This window comes from Kitasatospora sp. NPDC050463, assembly GCF_040655255.1.
Lineage (GTDB): Bacteria > Actinomycetota > Actinomycetes > Streptomycetales > Streptomycetaceae > Kitasatospora.
This window is the reverse complement of the sequence record NZ_JBFAJO010000061.1, coordinates 1-15,111: the sequence shown is the minus strand read 5'-3', so window position 1 is coordinate 15,111 and position 15,111 is coordinate 1. Positions and strand designations below refer to the sequence as shown.

At 72.4% G+C, this 15,111-nt stretch carries 14 protein-coding genes; 2 read left to right on the top strand and 12 right to left on the bottom strand.

Annotation, left to right across the window (positions count from 1 at the left end):
- Window positions 1-35 precede the first annotated feature (35 nt).
- The 7 genes from AB0J08_RS30485 to pyrR all read right to left on the bottom strand — a co-directional run bounded on the left by AB0J08_RS30485 (window position 36) and on the right by pyrR (window position 9,267).
- Window positions 36-1,136 (bottom strand): quinone-dependent dihydroorotate dehydrogenase, encoded by a 1,101-nt coding sequence (locus AB0J08_RS30485; RefSeq protein WP_360641077.1) that lies wholly within the window; start codon window positions 1,134-1,136, stop codon window positions 36-38.
- A 142-nt stretch (window positions 1,137-1,278) separates the two neighbouring features.
- Window positions 1,279-4,590 (bottom strand): carbamoyl-phosphate synthase large subunit, encoded by a 3,312-nt coding sequence (gene carB, locus AB0J08_RS30480; RefSeq protein ID WP_360641076.1) that lies wholly within the window; start codon window positions 4,588-4,590, stop codon window positions 1,279-1,281.
- Window positions 4,583-5,773 carry a glutamine-hydrolyzing carbamoyl-phosphate synthase small subunit gene (gene carA / locus AB0J08_RS30475; RefSeq protein WP_360641075.1) on the bottom strand — a complete coding sequence of 397 codons (1,191 nt, stop codon included), beginning with the start codon at window positions 5,771-5,773 and terminating at the stop codon, window positions 4,583-4,585. The genes carB and carA overlap by 8 nt, the downstream gene beginning before the upstream one ends.
- A complete protein-coding gene (locus AB0J08_RS30470; protein WP_360641074.1) occupies window positions 5,770-6,336 on the bottom strand; it encodes a hypothetical protein in 567 nt (188 codons plus the stop codon). Before AB0J08_RS30470 ends, carA begins: the two co-directional genes overlap by 4 nt.
- Window positions 6,333-7,637, bottom strand: a complete 1,305-nt coding sequence (locus AB0J08_RS30465; RefSeq protein ID WP_360641073.1) for a dihydroorotase — start codon at window positions 7,635-7,637, stop codon at window positions 6,333-6,335. Before AB0J08_RS30465 ends, AB0J08_RS30470 begins: the two co-directional genes overlap by 4 nt.
- On the bottom strand, window positions 7,634-8,614 hold the full coding sequence (locus AB0J08_RS30460; RefSeq protein ID WP_360641072.1) for an aspartate carbamoyltransferase catalytic subunit: 981 nt from the start codon (window positions 8,612-8,614) through the stop codon (window positions 7,634-7,636). The genes AB0J08_RS30465 and AB0J08_RS30460 overlap by 4 nt, the downstream gene beginning before the upstream one ends.
- 5 nt (window positions 8,615-8,619) lie before the next feature.
- Window positions 8,620-9,267 carry a bifunctional pyr operon transcriptional regulator/uracil phosphoribosyltransferase PyrR gene (gene pyrR / locus AB0J08_RS30455; RefSeq protein ID WP_360641071.1) on the bottom strand — a complete coding sequence of 216 codons (648 nt, stop codon included), beginning with the start codon at window positions 9,265-9,267 and terminating at the stop codon, window positions 8,620-8,622.
- Window positions 9,268-9,595: 328 nt separating this feature from the next.
- On the opposite strand from pyrR, the gene AB0J08_RS30450 reads away from it, so the two are divergent.
- Complete coding sequence (locus AB0J08_RS30450; RefSeq protein WP_031072501.1) at window positions 9,596-10,099, top strand: transcriptional regulator; 504 nt, start codon at window positions 9,596-9,598, stop codon at window positions 10,097-10,099.
- Between the two features lie 133 nt (window positions 10,100-10,232).
- On the opposite strand, the gene AB0J08_RS30445 is transcribed toward AB0J08_RS30450, so the two are convergent.
- The 5 genes from AB0J08_RS30445 to AB0J08_RS30425 all read right to left on the bottom strand — a co-directional run bounded on the left by AB0J08_RS30445 (window position 10,233) and on the right by AB0J08_RS30425 (window position 14,565).
- Complete coding sequence (locus AB0J08_RS30445) at window positions 10,233-11,159, bottom strand: hypothetical protein (protein ID WP_360641070.1); 927 nt, start codon at window positions 11,157-11,159, stop codon at window positions 10,233-10,235.
- 218 nt (window positions 11,160-11,377) lie between these two features.
- Window positions 11,378-12,211: a thioesterase family protein gene (locus tag AB0J08_RS30440; protein ID WP_360641069.1), complete on the bottom strand. Its 834-nt coding sequence runs from the start codon at window positions 12,209-12,211 to the stop codon at window positions 11,378-11,380.
- 158 nt (window positions 12,212-12,369) lie between these two features.
- A complete protein-coding gene (gene nusB / locus AB0J08_RS30435) occupies window positions 12,370-12,807 on the bottom strand; it encodes a transcription antitermination factor NusB (RefSeq protein WP_063346766.1) in 438 nt (145 codons plus the stop codon).
- 4 nt (window positions 12,808-12,811) lie between these two features.
- A complete protein-coding gene (gene efp / locus AB0J08_RS30430) occupies window positions 12,812-13,375 on the bottom strand; it encodes an elongation factor P (protein WP_329486783.1) in 564 nt (187 codons plus the stop codon).
- Between the two features lie 83 nt (window positions 13,376-13,458).
- Complete coding sequence (locus AB0J08_RS30425) at window positions 13,459-14,565, bottom strand: aminopeptidase P family protein (protein WP_360641068.1); 1,107 nt, start codon at window positions 14,563-14,565, stop codon at window positions 13,459-13,461.
- A gap of 303 nt (window positions 14,566-14,868) precedes the next feature.
- Here AB0J08_RS30425 and rpmG point away from each other — a divergent pair, with 303 nt between their 5' ends.
- Window positions 14,869-15,033: a 50S ribosomal protein L33 gene (rpmG, locus tag AB0J08_RS30420; RefSeq protein WP_360641067.1), complete on the top strand. Its 165-nt coding sequence runs from the start codon at window positions 14,869-14,871 to the stop codon at window positions 15,031-15,033.
- Window positions 15,034-15,111: the final 78 nt, after the last annotated feature.

Here is a 15,111-nt window from a genome sequence, read left to right as displayed (position 1 = left end):
GGCCCGCTGCGCCGGTTCAGGAGGCCTCGGCGCGGTCAGGAGGCCTTGGCGCTGCCGACGGCGGCGGCCAGGTCGCGGAAGCCGCCGGCCCGGACGCGGGCGGAGAGGCCCTGGTGGATGCGCCGGCACCAGAACGGGCCCTGGTAGACGAAGGCGCTGTAGCCCTGGACCAGGTCGGCGCCGTGGACGATGCGCTGCCAGGCGTCCTCGGCGGTCTCGATGCCGCCGACCGAGACCAGGGTGAGCCGGCCCTCGGTGCGGGCGCGCAGGCGCTGCAGCACATCCAGCGCACGGGCCTTGAGCGGGGCGCCGGAGAGGCCGCCCATGCCGATCTCCTCGATCCGGGCGGCGCTCTCGCGCAGGCCCTCGCGGCCGATCGTGGTGTTGGTGGCGATGATGCCGTCCAGGCCCAGCTCCAGGGCCAGGTCGGCGACCGCGTCCACGTCCTCGTCGGCCAGGTCGGGGGCGATCTTGACCAGCAGCGGCACGTGGTGCGCGGTGGAGCGGTCGGCGGCCTCGCGGACGGCGGCGAGCAGCGGGCCGAGGTGCGAGACGGCCTGGAGGTTGCGCAGCCCCGGGGTGTTCGGCGAGCTGACGTTGACCACCAGGTAGTCGGCGTACTTGGCGAGCCGCTCGGTGGACTTCACGTAGTCGGCGACCGCATCGGCCTCCTCGACCACCTTGGTCTTGCCGATGTTGATGCCGACCACCGGGGTGGAGCTGGTGTGCGGGCGCTGGGCGAGGCGGGCGGCGACCCGGGCCGAGCCCTGGTTGTTGAAGCCCATCCGGTTGATCAGCGCGCGGTCCTCGACCAGGCGGAACAGCCGCGGGGCCGGGTTGCCGGGCTGCGGCTCACCGGTGACGGTGCCGATCTCGACGTAGTCGAAGCCGAGCATCGACAGACCGTCGATGCCGACGCCGTTCTTGTCGAAGCCGGCCGCCAGGCCGAACGGGCCGGGCAGGTCGAGGCCGAGGGCGGTGGTGCGCAGCGCCCGGTCGCGCGGTGCAAGCACCAGCCGCACGAGGGTGCGCAGGCCGGGCACCGAGGAGGCCAGCCGGACCCAGAAGAAGGCCAGGTGGTGGGCCTTCTCGGGGTCCATCTTCTTGAACACGTGGTCGAACAGGAGCTTGTACAAAACGGGCCTCCAAAGGGTGCGGGCGCAGCCCGTCGGCGGGGTGGCGGTGGCGGGCCTTGGCGTCCCCCGGCCGGAGGCCGGAGGTGGGTGGGCATGGCAGTGGGGGGCACCCGGCGGTTCGGTGCCCCCCACTGCGGTGGTGCTACTTCGTGCGGCCGGCGTTGATCAGCTGGGCGTGCTCCTGGAGCGACATCACCCCGACCTCGTCGCGCAGCAGCGCGTCGATGCCCTGGACGGCGGCGCCCATGGCCTGGACGGTGGTCAGGCAGGGCACGGCGCGCGCGACGGCGGCGGTGCGGATCTCGTAGCCGTCGAGGCGGCCACCGGTGCCGTACGGCGTGTTGATGATGAGGTCGACCTCACCGTCGTGGATCAGCTGGACGATGGTCCGCTCGCCGTTCGGGCCCTCGCCCTCGCTGTGCTTGCGCACCACGGTGGCGGGGATGCCGCCGCGCTGCAGCACCTCGGCGGTGCCGGCGGTGGCGAGCAGCTCGAAGCCGAGGCCGACCAGCGCGCGGGCCGGGAAGACCAGGTTGCGCTTGTCGCGGTTGGCGACGGAAACGAAGACCTTGCCCTTGGTCGGCAGCGCGCCGTAGGCACCGGCCTGCGACTTGGCGTACGCCGTGCCGAAGACCTTGTCGATGCCCATGACCTCGCCGGTGGAGCGCATCTCCGGGCCGAGCACGGTGTCCACGCCGCGGCCGTAGATGTCGCGGAAGCGGCTCCACGGCATCACGGCCTCCTTGACGGAGATCGGGCAGTCGGCGGGCAGGGTGCCGCCGTCGCCCTCGGCCGGGAGCAGGCCCTCGGCGCGCAGCTCGGCGACGGTGGCGCCGAGCGAGATCCGGGCGGCGGCCTTGGCCAGCGGCACCGCCGTGGCCTTGGAGGTGAACGGCACGGTGCGGGAGGCGCGCGGGTTGGCCTCCAGCACGTACAGGATGTCGCCGGAGAGGGCGAACTGGATGTTGATCAGACCGCGGACGCCGACTCCGCGGGCGATCGCCTCGGTGGAGGCGCGCAGCCGCTTGATGTCGTAGCCGCCGAGGGTGATCGGGGGCAGCGCGCAGGCGGAGTCGCCGGAGTGGATGCCGGCCTCCTCGATGTGCTCCATGACGCCGCCGAGGTAGAGCTCGGTGCCGTCGTAGAGCGCGTCGACGTCGATCTCCACCGCGTCGTCGAGGAAGCGGTCGATCAGCACCGGGTGCTCGGAGATCAGACCGGCGTGCCGCTCCAGGTAGGACGCGAGCGAGGGCTCGTCGTAGACGATCTCCATGCCGCGGCCGCCGAGCACGTAGGACGGGCGGGCCAGCACGGGGTAGCCGATCTCGTCGGCGATCGCCTTGGCCTCCTCGAAGGAGAAGGCGGTGCCGTGCTTGGGGGCCGGCAGGCCGGCGTCGCGCAGCACGCGGCCGAAGGCGCCGCGCTCCTCGGCGAGGTCGATCGCCTCGGGCTGGGTGCCGACGATCGGCACGCCGTTGTCCTTGAGCGCCTGGGCCAGGCCCAGCGGGGTCTGGCCGCCGAGCTGGACGATCACGCCGGCCAGCGGTCCGGCCTGCTGCTCGGCGTGGACGATCTCCAGCACGTCCTCCAGGGTGAGCGGCTCGAAGTAGAGCCGGTCGGAGGTGTCGTAGTCGGTGGAGACGGTCTCCGGGTTGCAGTTGACCATCACGGTCTCGTACCCGGCCTCGGCCAGCGCGAAGGAGGCGTGGACGCAGGAGTAGTCGAACTCGATGCCCTGGCCGATGCGGTTGGGGCCCGAGCCGAGGATGATCACCGCGGGCTTGGTGCGCGGGGCGACCTCGTTCTCCTCGTCGTAGGACGAGTAGAAGTACGGGGTCCTGGCGGCGAACTCGGCGGCGCAGGTGTCGACGGTCTTGAACACCGGACGGATGCCGAGCGCGTGCCGGACCTCGCGGACCACGTCGGACCGCAGGCCGCGGATCTCGCCGATCTGCTGGTCGGAGAAGCCGTGCCGCTTGGCGTGGCGCAGCAGCTCGGGGGTGAGCTCGCCGGCCTCGGTCAGCTCGGCGGCGATCTCGTCCAGCAGGAAGAGCTGGTCGACGAACCACGGGTCGATCTTGGTGGCCTCGAACACCTCCTCCGCGGTGGCGCCGGCCCGGATGGCCTCCATGACGGTGTTGATCCGGCCGTCGGTGGGCACCACGGCCTTCTCCAGCAGCGCGGCCTTGTCGCCGACGGGGCCGGCCCAGGTGAACTGGGAGCCCTTCTTCTCCAGCGAGCGGAGCGCCTTGTTGAGCGCCTCGGGGAAGTTGCGGCCCATGGCCATGGCCTCGCCGACCGACTTCATGGTGGTGGTCAGCGTCGCGTCGGCGCTCGGGAACTTCTCGAACGCGAACCGCGGGACCTTCACCACGACGTAGTCGAGGGTCGGCTCGAACGACGCCGGCGTCTGCTCGGTGATGTCGTTGGGGATCTCGTCCAGGGTGTAGCCCACGGCGAGCTTCGCCGCGATCTTGGCGATCGGGAAGCCGGTCGCCTTCGAGGCCAGCGCCGAGGAGCGCGAGACGCGCGGGTTCATCTCGATGACGATGACCCGGCCGTCCTCGGGGTTGACCGCGAACTGGATGTTGCAGCCGCCGGTGTCGACCCCGACCTCGCGGATGACCTCGATGCCGACGTCGCGCAGGATCTGGTACTCGCGGTCGGTCAGCGTCATCGCCGGGGCGACGGTGATCGAGTCACCGGTGTGCACGCCCATCGGGTCGAAGTTCTCGATGGAGCAGACGACCACGACGTTGTCGTTCTTGTCGCGCATCAGCTCCAGCTCGTACTCCTTCCAGCCGAGGATGGACTCCTCCAGGAGCACCTCGGTGGTCGGCGACAGGGTCAGGCCCTGGCCGGCGATGCGCCGCAGCTCGTCCTCGTCGTGGGCGAAGCCGGAGCCGGCGCCGCCCATGGTGAAGGAGGGCCGGACCACGACCGGGTAGCCGCCGAGCGTGTCGACGCCGGCCAGCACCTCGTCCATGGTGTGGCAGATCACCGAGCGAGCGGACTCGCCGTGGCCGATCTTGGCGTTGACGGCCTCGACGACGCCCTTGAAGAGCTCGCGGTCCTCGCCCTTGTGGATCGAGTCGACCTTGGCGCCGATCAGCTCGACGTTGTACTTGGCGAGCACGCCGTTGGCGTCCAGCGAGATCGCCGTGTTGAGCGCGGTCTGCCCGCCGAGGGTCGGCAGCAGGGCGTCGGGGCGCTCCTTGGCGATGATCTTCTCGACGAACTCCGGGGTGATCGGCTCGACGTAGGTGGCGTCGGCGATCTCCGGGTCGGTCATGATCGTGGCCGGGTTGGAGTTGACCAGGATGACCCGCAGGCCCTCGGCCTTGAGCACCCGGCAGGCCTGCGTGCCCGAGTAGTCGAACTCGGCGGCCTGGCCGATCACGATCGGGCCGGACCCGATGACCAGGACGGACTTGATGTCGGTGCGCTTAGGCACGCTGGCCCTCCATGAGCTCAACACTGTGCTTGTCGTCGCCCCGCATGAGCGCGACGAACCGGTCGAAGAGGTAGGCCGCGTCGTGCGGGCCGGCTGCCGCTTCGGGGTGGTACTGCACGCTGAAGGCGGGCACGTCCAGCGCCTGGAGGCCCTCGACCACGTCGTCGTTGAGGCAGACGTGGGAGACCTCGACCCGGCCGAAGGGCGTGTCGCTCACCTTGTCCAGCGGTGCGTTCACGGCGAAGCCGTGATTGTGCGCGGTGACCTCGACCTTGCCGGTGGTGCGGTCCTGCACCGGCTGGTTGATGCCGCGGTGGCCGTACTTGAGCTTGTAGGTTCCGAAGCCCAGCGCGCGGCCGAGGATCTGGTTGCCGAAGCAGATCCCGAAGAACGGGGTCCTGCGCTCCAGCACGCCCTGCGCCACGGCGACCTGGTGGTCGGCGGTGGCCGGGTCGCCCGGGCCGTTGGAGAAGAAGACGCCGTCCGGGTTGACGGCGTAGACGTCCTCCAGCGTGGAGTTCGCCGGCAGCACGTGCACCTCGATGCCGCGCTCGGCCATCCGCTGCGGGGTCATCGCCTTGATGCCGAGGTCCAGCGCGGCCACGGTGAACTTCTTCTCACCGATGGCGGGCACCACGTACGCCTCGGTGGTGGCGACCTCGGGGCAGAGGTCGGCGCCCTTCATCTCGGGCGACTGCTGCACCCTGGCCAGCAGGGCGGCGTCGTCCGCCAGCGCCGGGCCGGAGAAGATGCCGCAGCGCATCGCGCCGCGCTCGCGCAGGTGGCGGGTGAGGGCGCGGGTGTCGATGCCGCTGATGCCGACGACGCCCTGGTTGACGAGCTCCTCGTCGAGCGAGCGGCGCGAGCGCCAGTTGGACGCGACGCGGGCGGGGTCGCGGACGATGTAGCCGGCGACCCAGATCCGGCGGGACTCGTCGTCCTCGTCGTTCCAGCCGGTGTTGCCGATCTGCGGGGCGGTCATCGCGACCACCTGGCGGTGGTACGACGGGTCGGTCAGGGTCTCCTGGTAGCCGGACATGCCGGTGTTGAAGACGGCCTCGCCGAAGGTCTCGCCGATCGCGCCGTAGGCCTGGCCGCGGAAGGTCCGGCCGTCCTCCAGGACGAGCACGGCGGGGACGCGGTCCCGCCGTTGGCGCTGCGTGGTGGGGGCAGGTGCGGTCATTGAGCGGCCTCTTCCGTCTTCGTCTGCGTACGTGTTGCAAGGTGAGCGATCGCCTCGACCCAGGCGGCGTGCTCGTCGGGGTGGTCGGCCCGGAAGCCGGAGTCCAGCGCGGTGCCCTCGTGCGTCCAGGTGACGACGAGCAGTCCGGACGGCACGACCTTGCCGGCGATCCCGGAGTCCGTCCGGGCACCGGTCAGGTGCTCGGCCGGGATCCAGAAGTCGACGTCGCCGGGGCGCTGCACCAGCAGGCCGTCCGCGCCGAGGGTCAGGTCGGCGCGGCTGCGGGTGCCCAGGCCGTGCGCGACGACCCGGTCCAGCCAGTTCCCGGCGGTGGTGGTGCCGTGGTACCGGCCGCTGGTCTCCAGGATGGTCCGGCCGGCGCGAGCCGGCACGGCGGGCAGCGGCGGGATGCCGGACTGCAGGGTGCGCCGCCAGTTCCAGCCCTGGCGCATCAGCCAGTAGACCAGCCCGATGACCAGCAGCAGGCCGACGGCCCAGCCGATGTAGGCGGGCCAGTCGGTGACCTTGGCCTTCTCCTGGGCGAGCAGGGCGAAGGCGCTCACGCGAGCCCGCCCTGCTCGACCAGCTCGCCGGCCAGCACGGTGGCGGTGCCGCGCAGGAAGGTGGCGTGCACCCGTCCGGGCAGGTCCAGACCGCGGTAGGGGGTGTTGCGGCTGCGGGTGGCGAAGCTGTCGGGATTCACGGCACCACGGTACGCGGGATCGAACAGCACCAGGTTCGCCGGCTCACCGACCGAGACGGGTCGCCCGTGGCCGCCGAGACGGCCGATCCGGGCCGGGCGGTGCGACATCCGGTCGGCGACGCCCTCCCAGTTCAACAGGCCGGTGTCGACCATGGTCTGCTGCACCACGGAGAGCGCGGTCTCCAGGCCGACCATGCCCATCGCGGCCACCGCCCACTCGCAGTCCTTGTCCTCGGACGGGTGCGGCGCGTGGTCGGTCGCCACGGCGTCGATGGTGCCGTCCGCGAGCGCCTTGCGCAGCGCCTGGACGTCGGCCGCGGTGCGCAGCGGCGGGTTCACCTTGTACACCGGGTCGTACGAGCGGACCAGCTCGTCGGTGAGCAGCAGGTGGTGCGGGGTGACCTCGGCCGTGACGTTCCAGCCCTTGGCCTTGGCCCAACGGATGATCTCCACCGAGCCGGCCGTCGAGACGTGGCAGACGTGCAGGCGGGAGCCGACGTGCGCGGCGAGCAGCACGTCACGGGCGATGATCGCCTCCTCGGCGACGGCCGGCCAGCCGCCGAGCCCGAGCTCGCCGGAGACCTGGCCCTCGTTCATCTGGGCGCCCTCGGTGAGCCGCGGCTCCTGGGCGTGCTGGGCGACGACCCCGTCGAAGGCCTTCACGTACTCCAGCGCCCGACGCATGATCACCGCGTCGTCCACGCACTTGCCGTCGTCGGAGAAGACCCGCACCTCGGCGGCCGAGTCGTGCATCGCGCCCAGCTCGGCGAGCTTCTTGCCCTCCAGGCCGACGGTGACGGCGCCGACCGGCCGCACGTCGCAGTAGCCGGACTCCTGGCCGAGCCGCCAGACCTGCTCGACCACACCGGCGGTGTCCGCCACCGGGAAGGTGTTGGCCATCGCGTGCACGGCGGTGAAGCCGCCCATCGCGGCGGCCTGGGTGCCGGTGAGCACCGTCTCGGCGTCCTCGCGGCCGGGCTCGCGCAGGTGGGTGTGCAGGTCGACCAGGCCGGGCAGGACGATCAGGCCGGTGGCGTCGATCTCGATGTCCGCCTCGACCGCGAGGGCGGTGCCGATCTCCTTGACCACGCCGTCGGCGAGGTGGAGGTCCTGCGGGGCGCCGCCGAGGATCTGGGCGTTGCGGATCAGGTAGGTGGTCACTGAGCGGTCTCCACGGAGTCGGTGCGGGGGGCGGCGTCGGCGAGCGTGGCGCCGCCGAGCAGCAGGTACAGGACGGCCATCCGGACGGAGACGCCGTTGGCGACCTGCTCGACCACGGTGCAGCGCGGCGAGTCGGCGACCTCGGCGGTGATCTCCATGCCGCGGACCATCGGGCCCGGGTGCATCACGATGGCGTGCTCGGGCAGCTGCGCCATCCGGTTGCCGTCCAGGCCGTAGCGGCGGCTGTACTCGCGCTCGGTCGGGAAGAAGGCGGCGTTCATCCGCTCGCGCTGGACCCGGAGCATCATCAGCGCGTCGGTCTTGGGGAGCACGCGCTCCAGGTCGTAGCTGACCTCGCAGGGCCAGTTGTCGATACCGATCGGCAGCAGCGTCGGCGGGGCCACGAAGGTGACCTGGGCGCCGAGGGTGGTGAGCAGGTGGACGTTGGAGCGGGCCACCCGGCTGTGCAGGACGTCGCCGACGATGGTCACCCGCCGACCGGCGAGGTCGCGGCCGAGGCCCGCGTTGAGGTGGCGGCGCATGGTGAAGGCGTCGAGCAGCGCCTGGGTGGGGTGCTCGTGGGTGCCGTCACCGGCGTTGATGACGCTGCCGTGCAGCCAGTCGGACTGGGCGAGCCGGGCCGGCGCGCCGGAGGCGTGGTGCCGGATGACGACCGCGTCGGCGCCCATGGCCTGCAGCGTGAGCGCGGTGTCCTTGAGGCTCTCGCCCTTGGAGACCGAGGAGCCCTTGGCGGAGAAGTTGATGACGTCGGCGGAGAGCCGCTTCTCGGCGACCTCGAAGGAGGTCTTGGTCCGGGTGGAGTCCTCGAAGAAGAGGTTGACGACTGTTCGACCACGGAGCGTAGGCAGCTTCTTGACGGCCCGGCCGGAGAGCTGGGCCAGCTCCTCGGCGGTGTCCAGGATCAGCAGCGCGTCGTCGCGGGAGAGATCGGCGGCGGAGACGAGGTGGCGCTTCACGCGGGTTACTCCGGGAGGTGCGGTTCGGACGGCCGGGAGGCCAGGGCCTGCGAGCTGCGCTCACTGCGCGGGGGCCGCGACGCGGCCGCGGTGTCGCGGTCGCCGACCAGGACGGCGTCCACGCCGTCGCTGTCGGCGAGGCGGACCTGGACGGCCTCGCGCAGCGAGGTGGGCAGGTTCTTGCCCACGTAGTCGGCGCGGATCGGCAGCTCGCGGTGGCCGCGGTCGACCAGGACGGCGAGCTGGACGGCGCGCGGGCGGCCGATGTCGCTGAGCGCGTCGAGCGCGGCGCGGATGGTGCGGCCCGAGAAGAGCACGTCGTCGACGAGGATGACGAGCCTGCCGTCGATGCCGCCGGCGGGGATCTCGGTGTGTTCCAGGGCGCGGGCGGGCTTCAGCCGCAGGTCGTCCCGGTACATGGTGATGTCCAGGGTCCCGAACGGGATCTCCCGGCCGGTGATCTGGGCCAGCCGGTCGCGCAGGCGGCGGGCGAGGTGCACACCCCTGGTGTGGATGCCGAGCAGCACGACGTCCTCCGCGCCCTTGGCGCGCTCGACGATCTCGTGCGCTATCCGGGTGATCACCCGGGCGATGTCCGTGCCGTCCAGCACCTGGTGCGGCGGGCGCGGCGTCGGTTCGTGATGTGTGGTCATGCCGAAGCGGACCTCCTTCCCCGCCTCACTGGACGGGCCTTAAAGGATGCCTGGAACGCCCCCGCCGACGCGGCGCGGGCTCCGGTCATCGTACCAGCGTGGCCGAGGGCAAACCGGCGTCCATAATTCCGCTTCACCGGGTTAACGTCCTCGACGCACCGCCGATGCGGGCCATTCGCACGACTGCCCCATTCGGCTTGACGCAGCTACCTCACTCTACGTAACCTCACAGTGAGTTACGAGACTGACGTCGAACCCACCGGTAACGGCGGCGACAATCGCCCGTGACCCACCACTGAACGCGAAGCAATCTCGTCCGGGGAGATCAATGTCCAGCGACTACGCGAAGCAACTCGGAGGCAAACTCCGAGCGATCCGCACTCAGCAGGGGCTCTCCCTGCACGGTGTCGAGGAGAAGTCCCAGGGGCGCTGGAAGGCAGTCGTCGTCGGTTCGTACGAGCGCGGTGACCGTGCGGTCACCGTGCAGCGGCTGGCCGAGCTGGCGGAGTTCTACGGCGTCCCGGTGCAGGAGCTGCTGCCCGGCGGCACGCCCGGTGGTGCGGCCGAGCCGCCGCCGCGCCTCGTCCTGGACCTGGAGAGACTGACCCAGGTCCCCTCCGAGAAGGCCGGGCCGCTGCAGCGCTACGCGGCGACCATCCAGAGCCAGCGCGGTGACTACAACGGCAAGGTGCTCTCGATCCGCCAGGACGACCTGCGCACCCTGGCCGTGATCTACGACCAGTCGCCGTCGATCCTGACCGAGCAGCTGATCTCCTGGGGTGTCCTCAACCCCGACGCGCGCCGTGCGGTGCGCGAGGAGGAGGCGAGCTGAGGCTCGCCCGCACCGGCTCCCTCAGCAGGAACAGGCAGGGCCCAGCAGAAACGTCACGGCGCGACCCCCGGTCCGGGGGCCGCGCCGTCGCGCGTGGCGCCGCGGGCGCCGGGCCGAGGGATTCCCGGGCGGTTCAGCGGACCGTGCCCAGGCTGTAGCCGGGCTCCGCCGCCACGCCGTCCAGCCGCACCGGCGCCGCAGTCGGCGCCCAGTCCCGCCCGCCGCTGGCCCAGGCCCACGCCGCCCGGTGGAAGCACTGGTCGGCGGCGCCGTCGCGGGGCCCGCCGGCGCCGGCCACCGCCGAACCCCGCGTGCCGTGCAGCACCGCCAGGGCCGGCAGCTCCCGGGCCAGGCCCGCGCAGAGCACCGCGCAGATCAGCTCCAGGTCCTCGTCGTTGACCCGCACCACGCCGTCCTCCCACTGGAGCACCCGGGCGGTGGCCGTCAGCCGGCCGCCCGGGGCGTCCACCGCGAGGCGCAGCTCGTACACCCCGCTGCCGGCGCCGACCAGCATCCGCCGGAACACCTCGGCGCCGCGCTGGTAGGTCTCCCGCACCGCGCGGCCGTGCTCCTCGTAGAGCCCGCCGTCCAGCAGCAGGTCCGCGTGGCGCAGCGTCAGCCCGTTATCCCGGGCCCGGACCAGCCGGGGCACGAAGTCCCCGATCAGCTCCTCGCCCTGGTAGGCGAGGAGCTGGGTCTGCAGCGGCGGGTTGACCAGGTAGCGGTCGCGGGCGCCCGGCTCGGCCGGGTCGAGGCCGTGCAGCAGGCAGAACTCCTCGAAGTCCTGCGGGTGGAACATCCGGACCCGGACGGTGTCGAAGCCGCGCCGGGCCTCGTCGAGCAGCTCGGCGGTGTCCCGCAGGTAGCTCTCGAAGTCCGGCGCGTCGGAGAGGCGCCAGGCTCCGGCACGCTCGAAGTCGGCGGCGCTGGTCAGGACACCGATGACGAAGGCCTGGTCGGCGCTGTCCGCCCGGCGCCGCTCGTGCCGCGACCGCGTGCGCGGGCGGGGGCCGGCGGCGGTGCAGTCGGGGGTGCGGCGGGCGCGGCCGTTGCGGCTCATCGGAGGCTCCTGGGGCGGTGGCGGTCGGCGGCGGGGGTGCCGTCGACCGTTGTCCTCCCCAGCCCCGCGTGTCGCACACGTACGGCGTGTCACAGGAATGTAACCGACCGTGAGGCGGGCGTGTCGCGCCGCCGCAGCGCCAGACCGCGCCCTGACGGGCAGGTCCCGTCAGGGCGCGTCGGTCACACCGGGCGCGTCGGTCACACCGGGCGCGTCGGTCACACCGGGCGCGGGACCCGGGCGAGCTGGCGGGACTGCGCGACGAGGCGGCCGGACTCGTCCCAGACCTCGGCGTCCTCCTCGAAGTAGCCGCCGGCGACGTTGCGGGTGGCGTGGGTGACGCGCAGCCAGCCCGGCACCGGCTTCGCCCGCAGGTGGACGGTCAGCTCGACGGTCGGGGCCCAGCCGGGCATGCCGAGATCGAAGGTGACCGGCGGCAGCGCGTCGGCGACCAGCAGAAGCAGCAGCGGGTCGGGCTCGCGACCGTCGGCGAGCCGGAACCAGCCCTGGATCCGGCCGTGGCCGGAGGGCTGCCCGAGCGCCCAGCCGATGGTGGCCGGGTCGAGCCGCAGGTCGAACCGCTCCAGCAGGGCGGCCTGCGCGATCAGTTCCTTGGGGGCGTGCTCGACGCCGATGCACTGGTCCGGCGGCGGCAGCTGCGGCGGCTGCGCGGTGGTGCGCACGTCGCCGCCGGCGTCGGCGTCGGCGAGGTCGCCGTGGGTGGCGACCACCCGCAGCCGCTCCACGCCGTCCTGGCTGAGCGAGGCGGTGCCGGTGGAGAGCGAACGGCCGGTGCGGAGCACCTCGGTGCGGACGGTGGCCGGGCCGGGGTGGGAGGCGGAGAGGTAGTAACCGCTGATCGAGACCGGGTCGGCGTGCTCGCCGTGCTCCAGGGAGAGGGCGTGGCCCGCCATGGCGAGCAGCAGCCCGCCGTTGACGCCGCCGCCGATCTGCCAGCCGGCGCCCAGGTCGCCGTCGTAGCGGCCCGGCTCGGCCGGGTGCCGGGTGAGCGCGATGCCCTGGTCGAACTCGCTGCGGATCGCCGTGGTCATGGGGGGTGGCCTGCCCTTCGCTGCGGGGTCGCCGGCGAGCGGGGTCACCGGCGCACCAGGTTACTGGCGAGTAGGCCCCCAACATACCGCCCCGGGCCCGAACGCACGACGGCCGCCGGACCCCTGACGGGATCCGGCGGCCGTACGTCGGAGTGCTGCTACCGGCGGATGCTCGGCTTGAGCTCCAGGAAGCGGGCGAGCAGGCCGTTGACGAAGGCCGGGGAGTCGTCCGTGGAGAACTCCTTGGCGATCTCGACGGCCTCGTCCAGGACGACCGCGTCCGGGACGCCGTCCTCCCAGATCAGCTCGTACGCACCGAGCCGCAGGACGTTGCGGTCCACGATCGGCATCCGGTCGAGCGTCCAGCCCACCGCGTACTGGGAGATGAGGTCGTCGATCCGGCGGGCGTGCTGGACGTACCCCTCGATCAGCTCCATGGTGTACTCGCCGACCTGAGGGGTGCCCTCGTCCGGCTTGGGCTCCCGGGCGCGGGCCACCCAGTCGGCGAGGACCCGCTGCGGGTCGACCCCGCGGTGGTCGGCCTCGAAGAGGATCTGGAAGGCTCGCGTACGGGCCTTGCTGCGTGCGGCCGACACGGACTTACTTCACCCGGCCGAGGTAGCTGCCGTCGCGGGTGTCGACCTTGATCTTCTCACCGGTCACGATGAACAGCGGGACGGCGATCTCGGCGCCGGTCTCCAGGGTGGCCGGCTTGGAGCCACCGGTGGAGCGGTCGCCCTGGACGCCCGGCTCCGTGTGGGAGATGGTCAGCTCGACCGAGGCCGGGAGCTCGATGTACAGCGGGGCGCCCTCGTACATGGCGACCAGGGCCTCGAAGCCCTCCAGCAGGTACTTCGCGGCGTCGCCGACGACGGCGGGCTCGATCGTGGTCTGGTCGTACGTGTCCGTGTCCATGAACACGAAGTTCTCGCCGTCCTTGTACGAGAACTGCATGCCGCGCTTGTCGACGTTGGCGGTCTCGACCTTGGTGCCGGCGTTGAAGGTCTTGTCGACGACCTTGCCCGTCAGGACCTCCTTGAGCTTGGTGCGCACGAAGGCCGGGCCCTTGCCGGGCTTGACGTGCTGGAACTCGACGACGGACCAGAGCTTGCCGCCCTCCAGCTTGAGAACCATGCCGTTCTTGAGATCGTTCGTGGAAGCCACGGGCGCACTTACTCCTGGATATAGCTGTCAAGGAACCAAGGGGTGCGTCCTGCCGCCTGCGGCCGCCTCCGGGCAGCCGCGGGTCACAGGGCGAGGAGCTCCTTGGTGGTGATGGTGAGCAGCTCGGGCCCGCCCTCTTCGAGGGGGCGCACCACGAGCGTGTCCTCGATCCGGACACCGCCCCTGCCCGGGAGGTGAACCCCTGGGCCGACGGTGACCGGCACGCGGCTGTCCAGTTTACCCATGTCCGACGGCCCGAGGCGCGGGGCCTCCCGGATCTCCAGCCCGATGCCGTGCCCGACGGGGTGCGGCGAGCTCTCGGTGTGCCCGGCCGCGTGGAGGATCTCCCGCGCGGCCTGGTCGGGCACGTACTGCTCGACGCCCGGGCCGAGGGCCTCCCGCCCGGCCCGCTGCGCCCGGAACACCAGCCGGTGCAGCTCGACCTGCCAGGGCGCGGGGGCCGCGCCGATCACGAAGGTCCGGGCGGTGGACACGCCGTACCCGCGGTACTGGGCGCCGAGGACGACGGTGAGGAAGTCCCCCTCCTCCACCCGCCGGTCGGTGGGCTGGTGGGACTGCTGGCCGGAGTGGCTGCCGGTCCCGACCGAGACCGGGAAGGCCGCCCGGTCCGCACCGTGGTCGATCATCCGGCGCTCCAGCTCCATCGCCAGGTGCCGCTCGGTCCGGCCGACCAGGATCGACTCCAGCAGTTCGCCGAGCGCCTGGTCGGCGATCTCGGCCGCGATCCGCAGGTCGGCGATCTCGTGCTCGTCCTTGACCACCCGCAGCCGTTCGACCGCCCGGCTGAGGTCGGTCAGCCGGACACCCTCCGCCAGACCCGCCACCGCCCGGTGCCGGGTGACGGTCAGGTCGTGCTCCTCCACCGCCAGGTCGGCCACCCCCGACCGGGCCGCGGCCGCGGCGGCCGCCAGCGCGGTGTCCGCCCCCGCCGCCACCGGTACCCGGGTGACGTCGTCGGCGATCAGGTGCTCACCGGTGTCGTCCGGCGGCAGGTCGTCCGGCAGCGCCAGCAGCACCCGCTCCCGGGTGAGCAGCAACGTCGCGCCGCACGGCGGGCACCCGGTCAGGTACCGCACGTTCGCCGCCCGGGTGATCAGCGCCGCATCGGCCCCGGTCGCACTGCAGTGCTCCCTCAGACGCTCCCGCCGGCCCGCGTACGCATCAGACATGCGTCGAGCCTACGGAGCCGCTCCACGATCCGCCCGCCGAGCGGATCCGACCGGGCGCCCGGCGGGCTGGGGCCGGGCGGGCGCGCCGCCGAGCGGGCGATCGGAGCCGGTGGCGCATCGCGAGCCCCGGCGCGTGCGCGGTCGCGCACGGCCGACGGCCTGCGGCCGGATCCGTGGCGTCCCGGGAATGGGCCGGACGGCGACCGCGTTGGGATGACACGAAAACGACTTCCATTTCGGTGCACGGCTTCGGCCTGGCACCGGGCCGGCCCCGCCGGGCCGCCCTTTCCATGAGGAGGACCCATGGCTCGCAGCGAACTGCGCCCCGTCGTCAAGCTGAGGTCCACGGCCGGGACGGGCTTCACGTACGTGACCCGCAAGAACCGCCGCACCGACGCGGACCGGCTGGTGCTGCGCAAGTACGACCCGGCCGCGCGCCGGCACGTCGACTTCCGCGAGGAGCGCTGACCCCAGGCGCCGCACCGCGCCCACGAAGCGGCGCCCGCCCGATCGGATCGGGACCTGGGAGGACGTACCGGTGTCCGG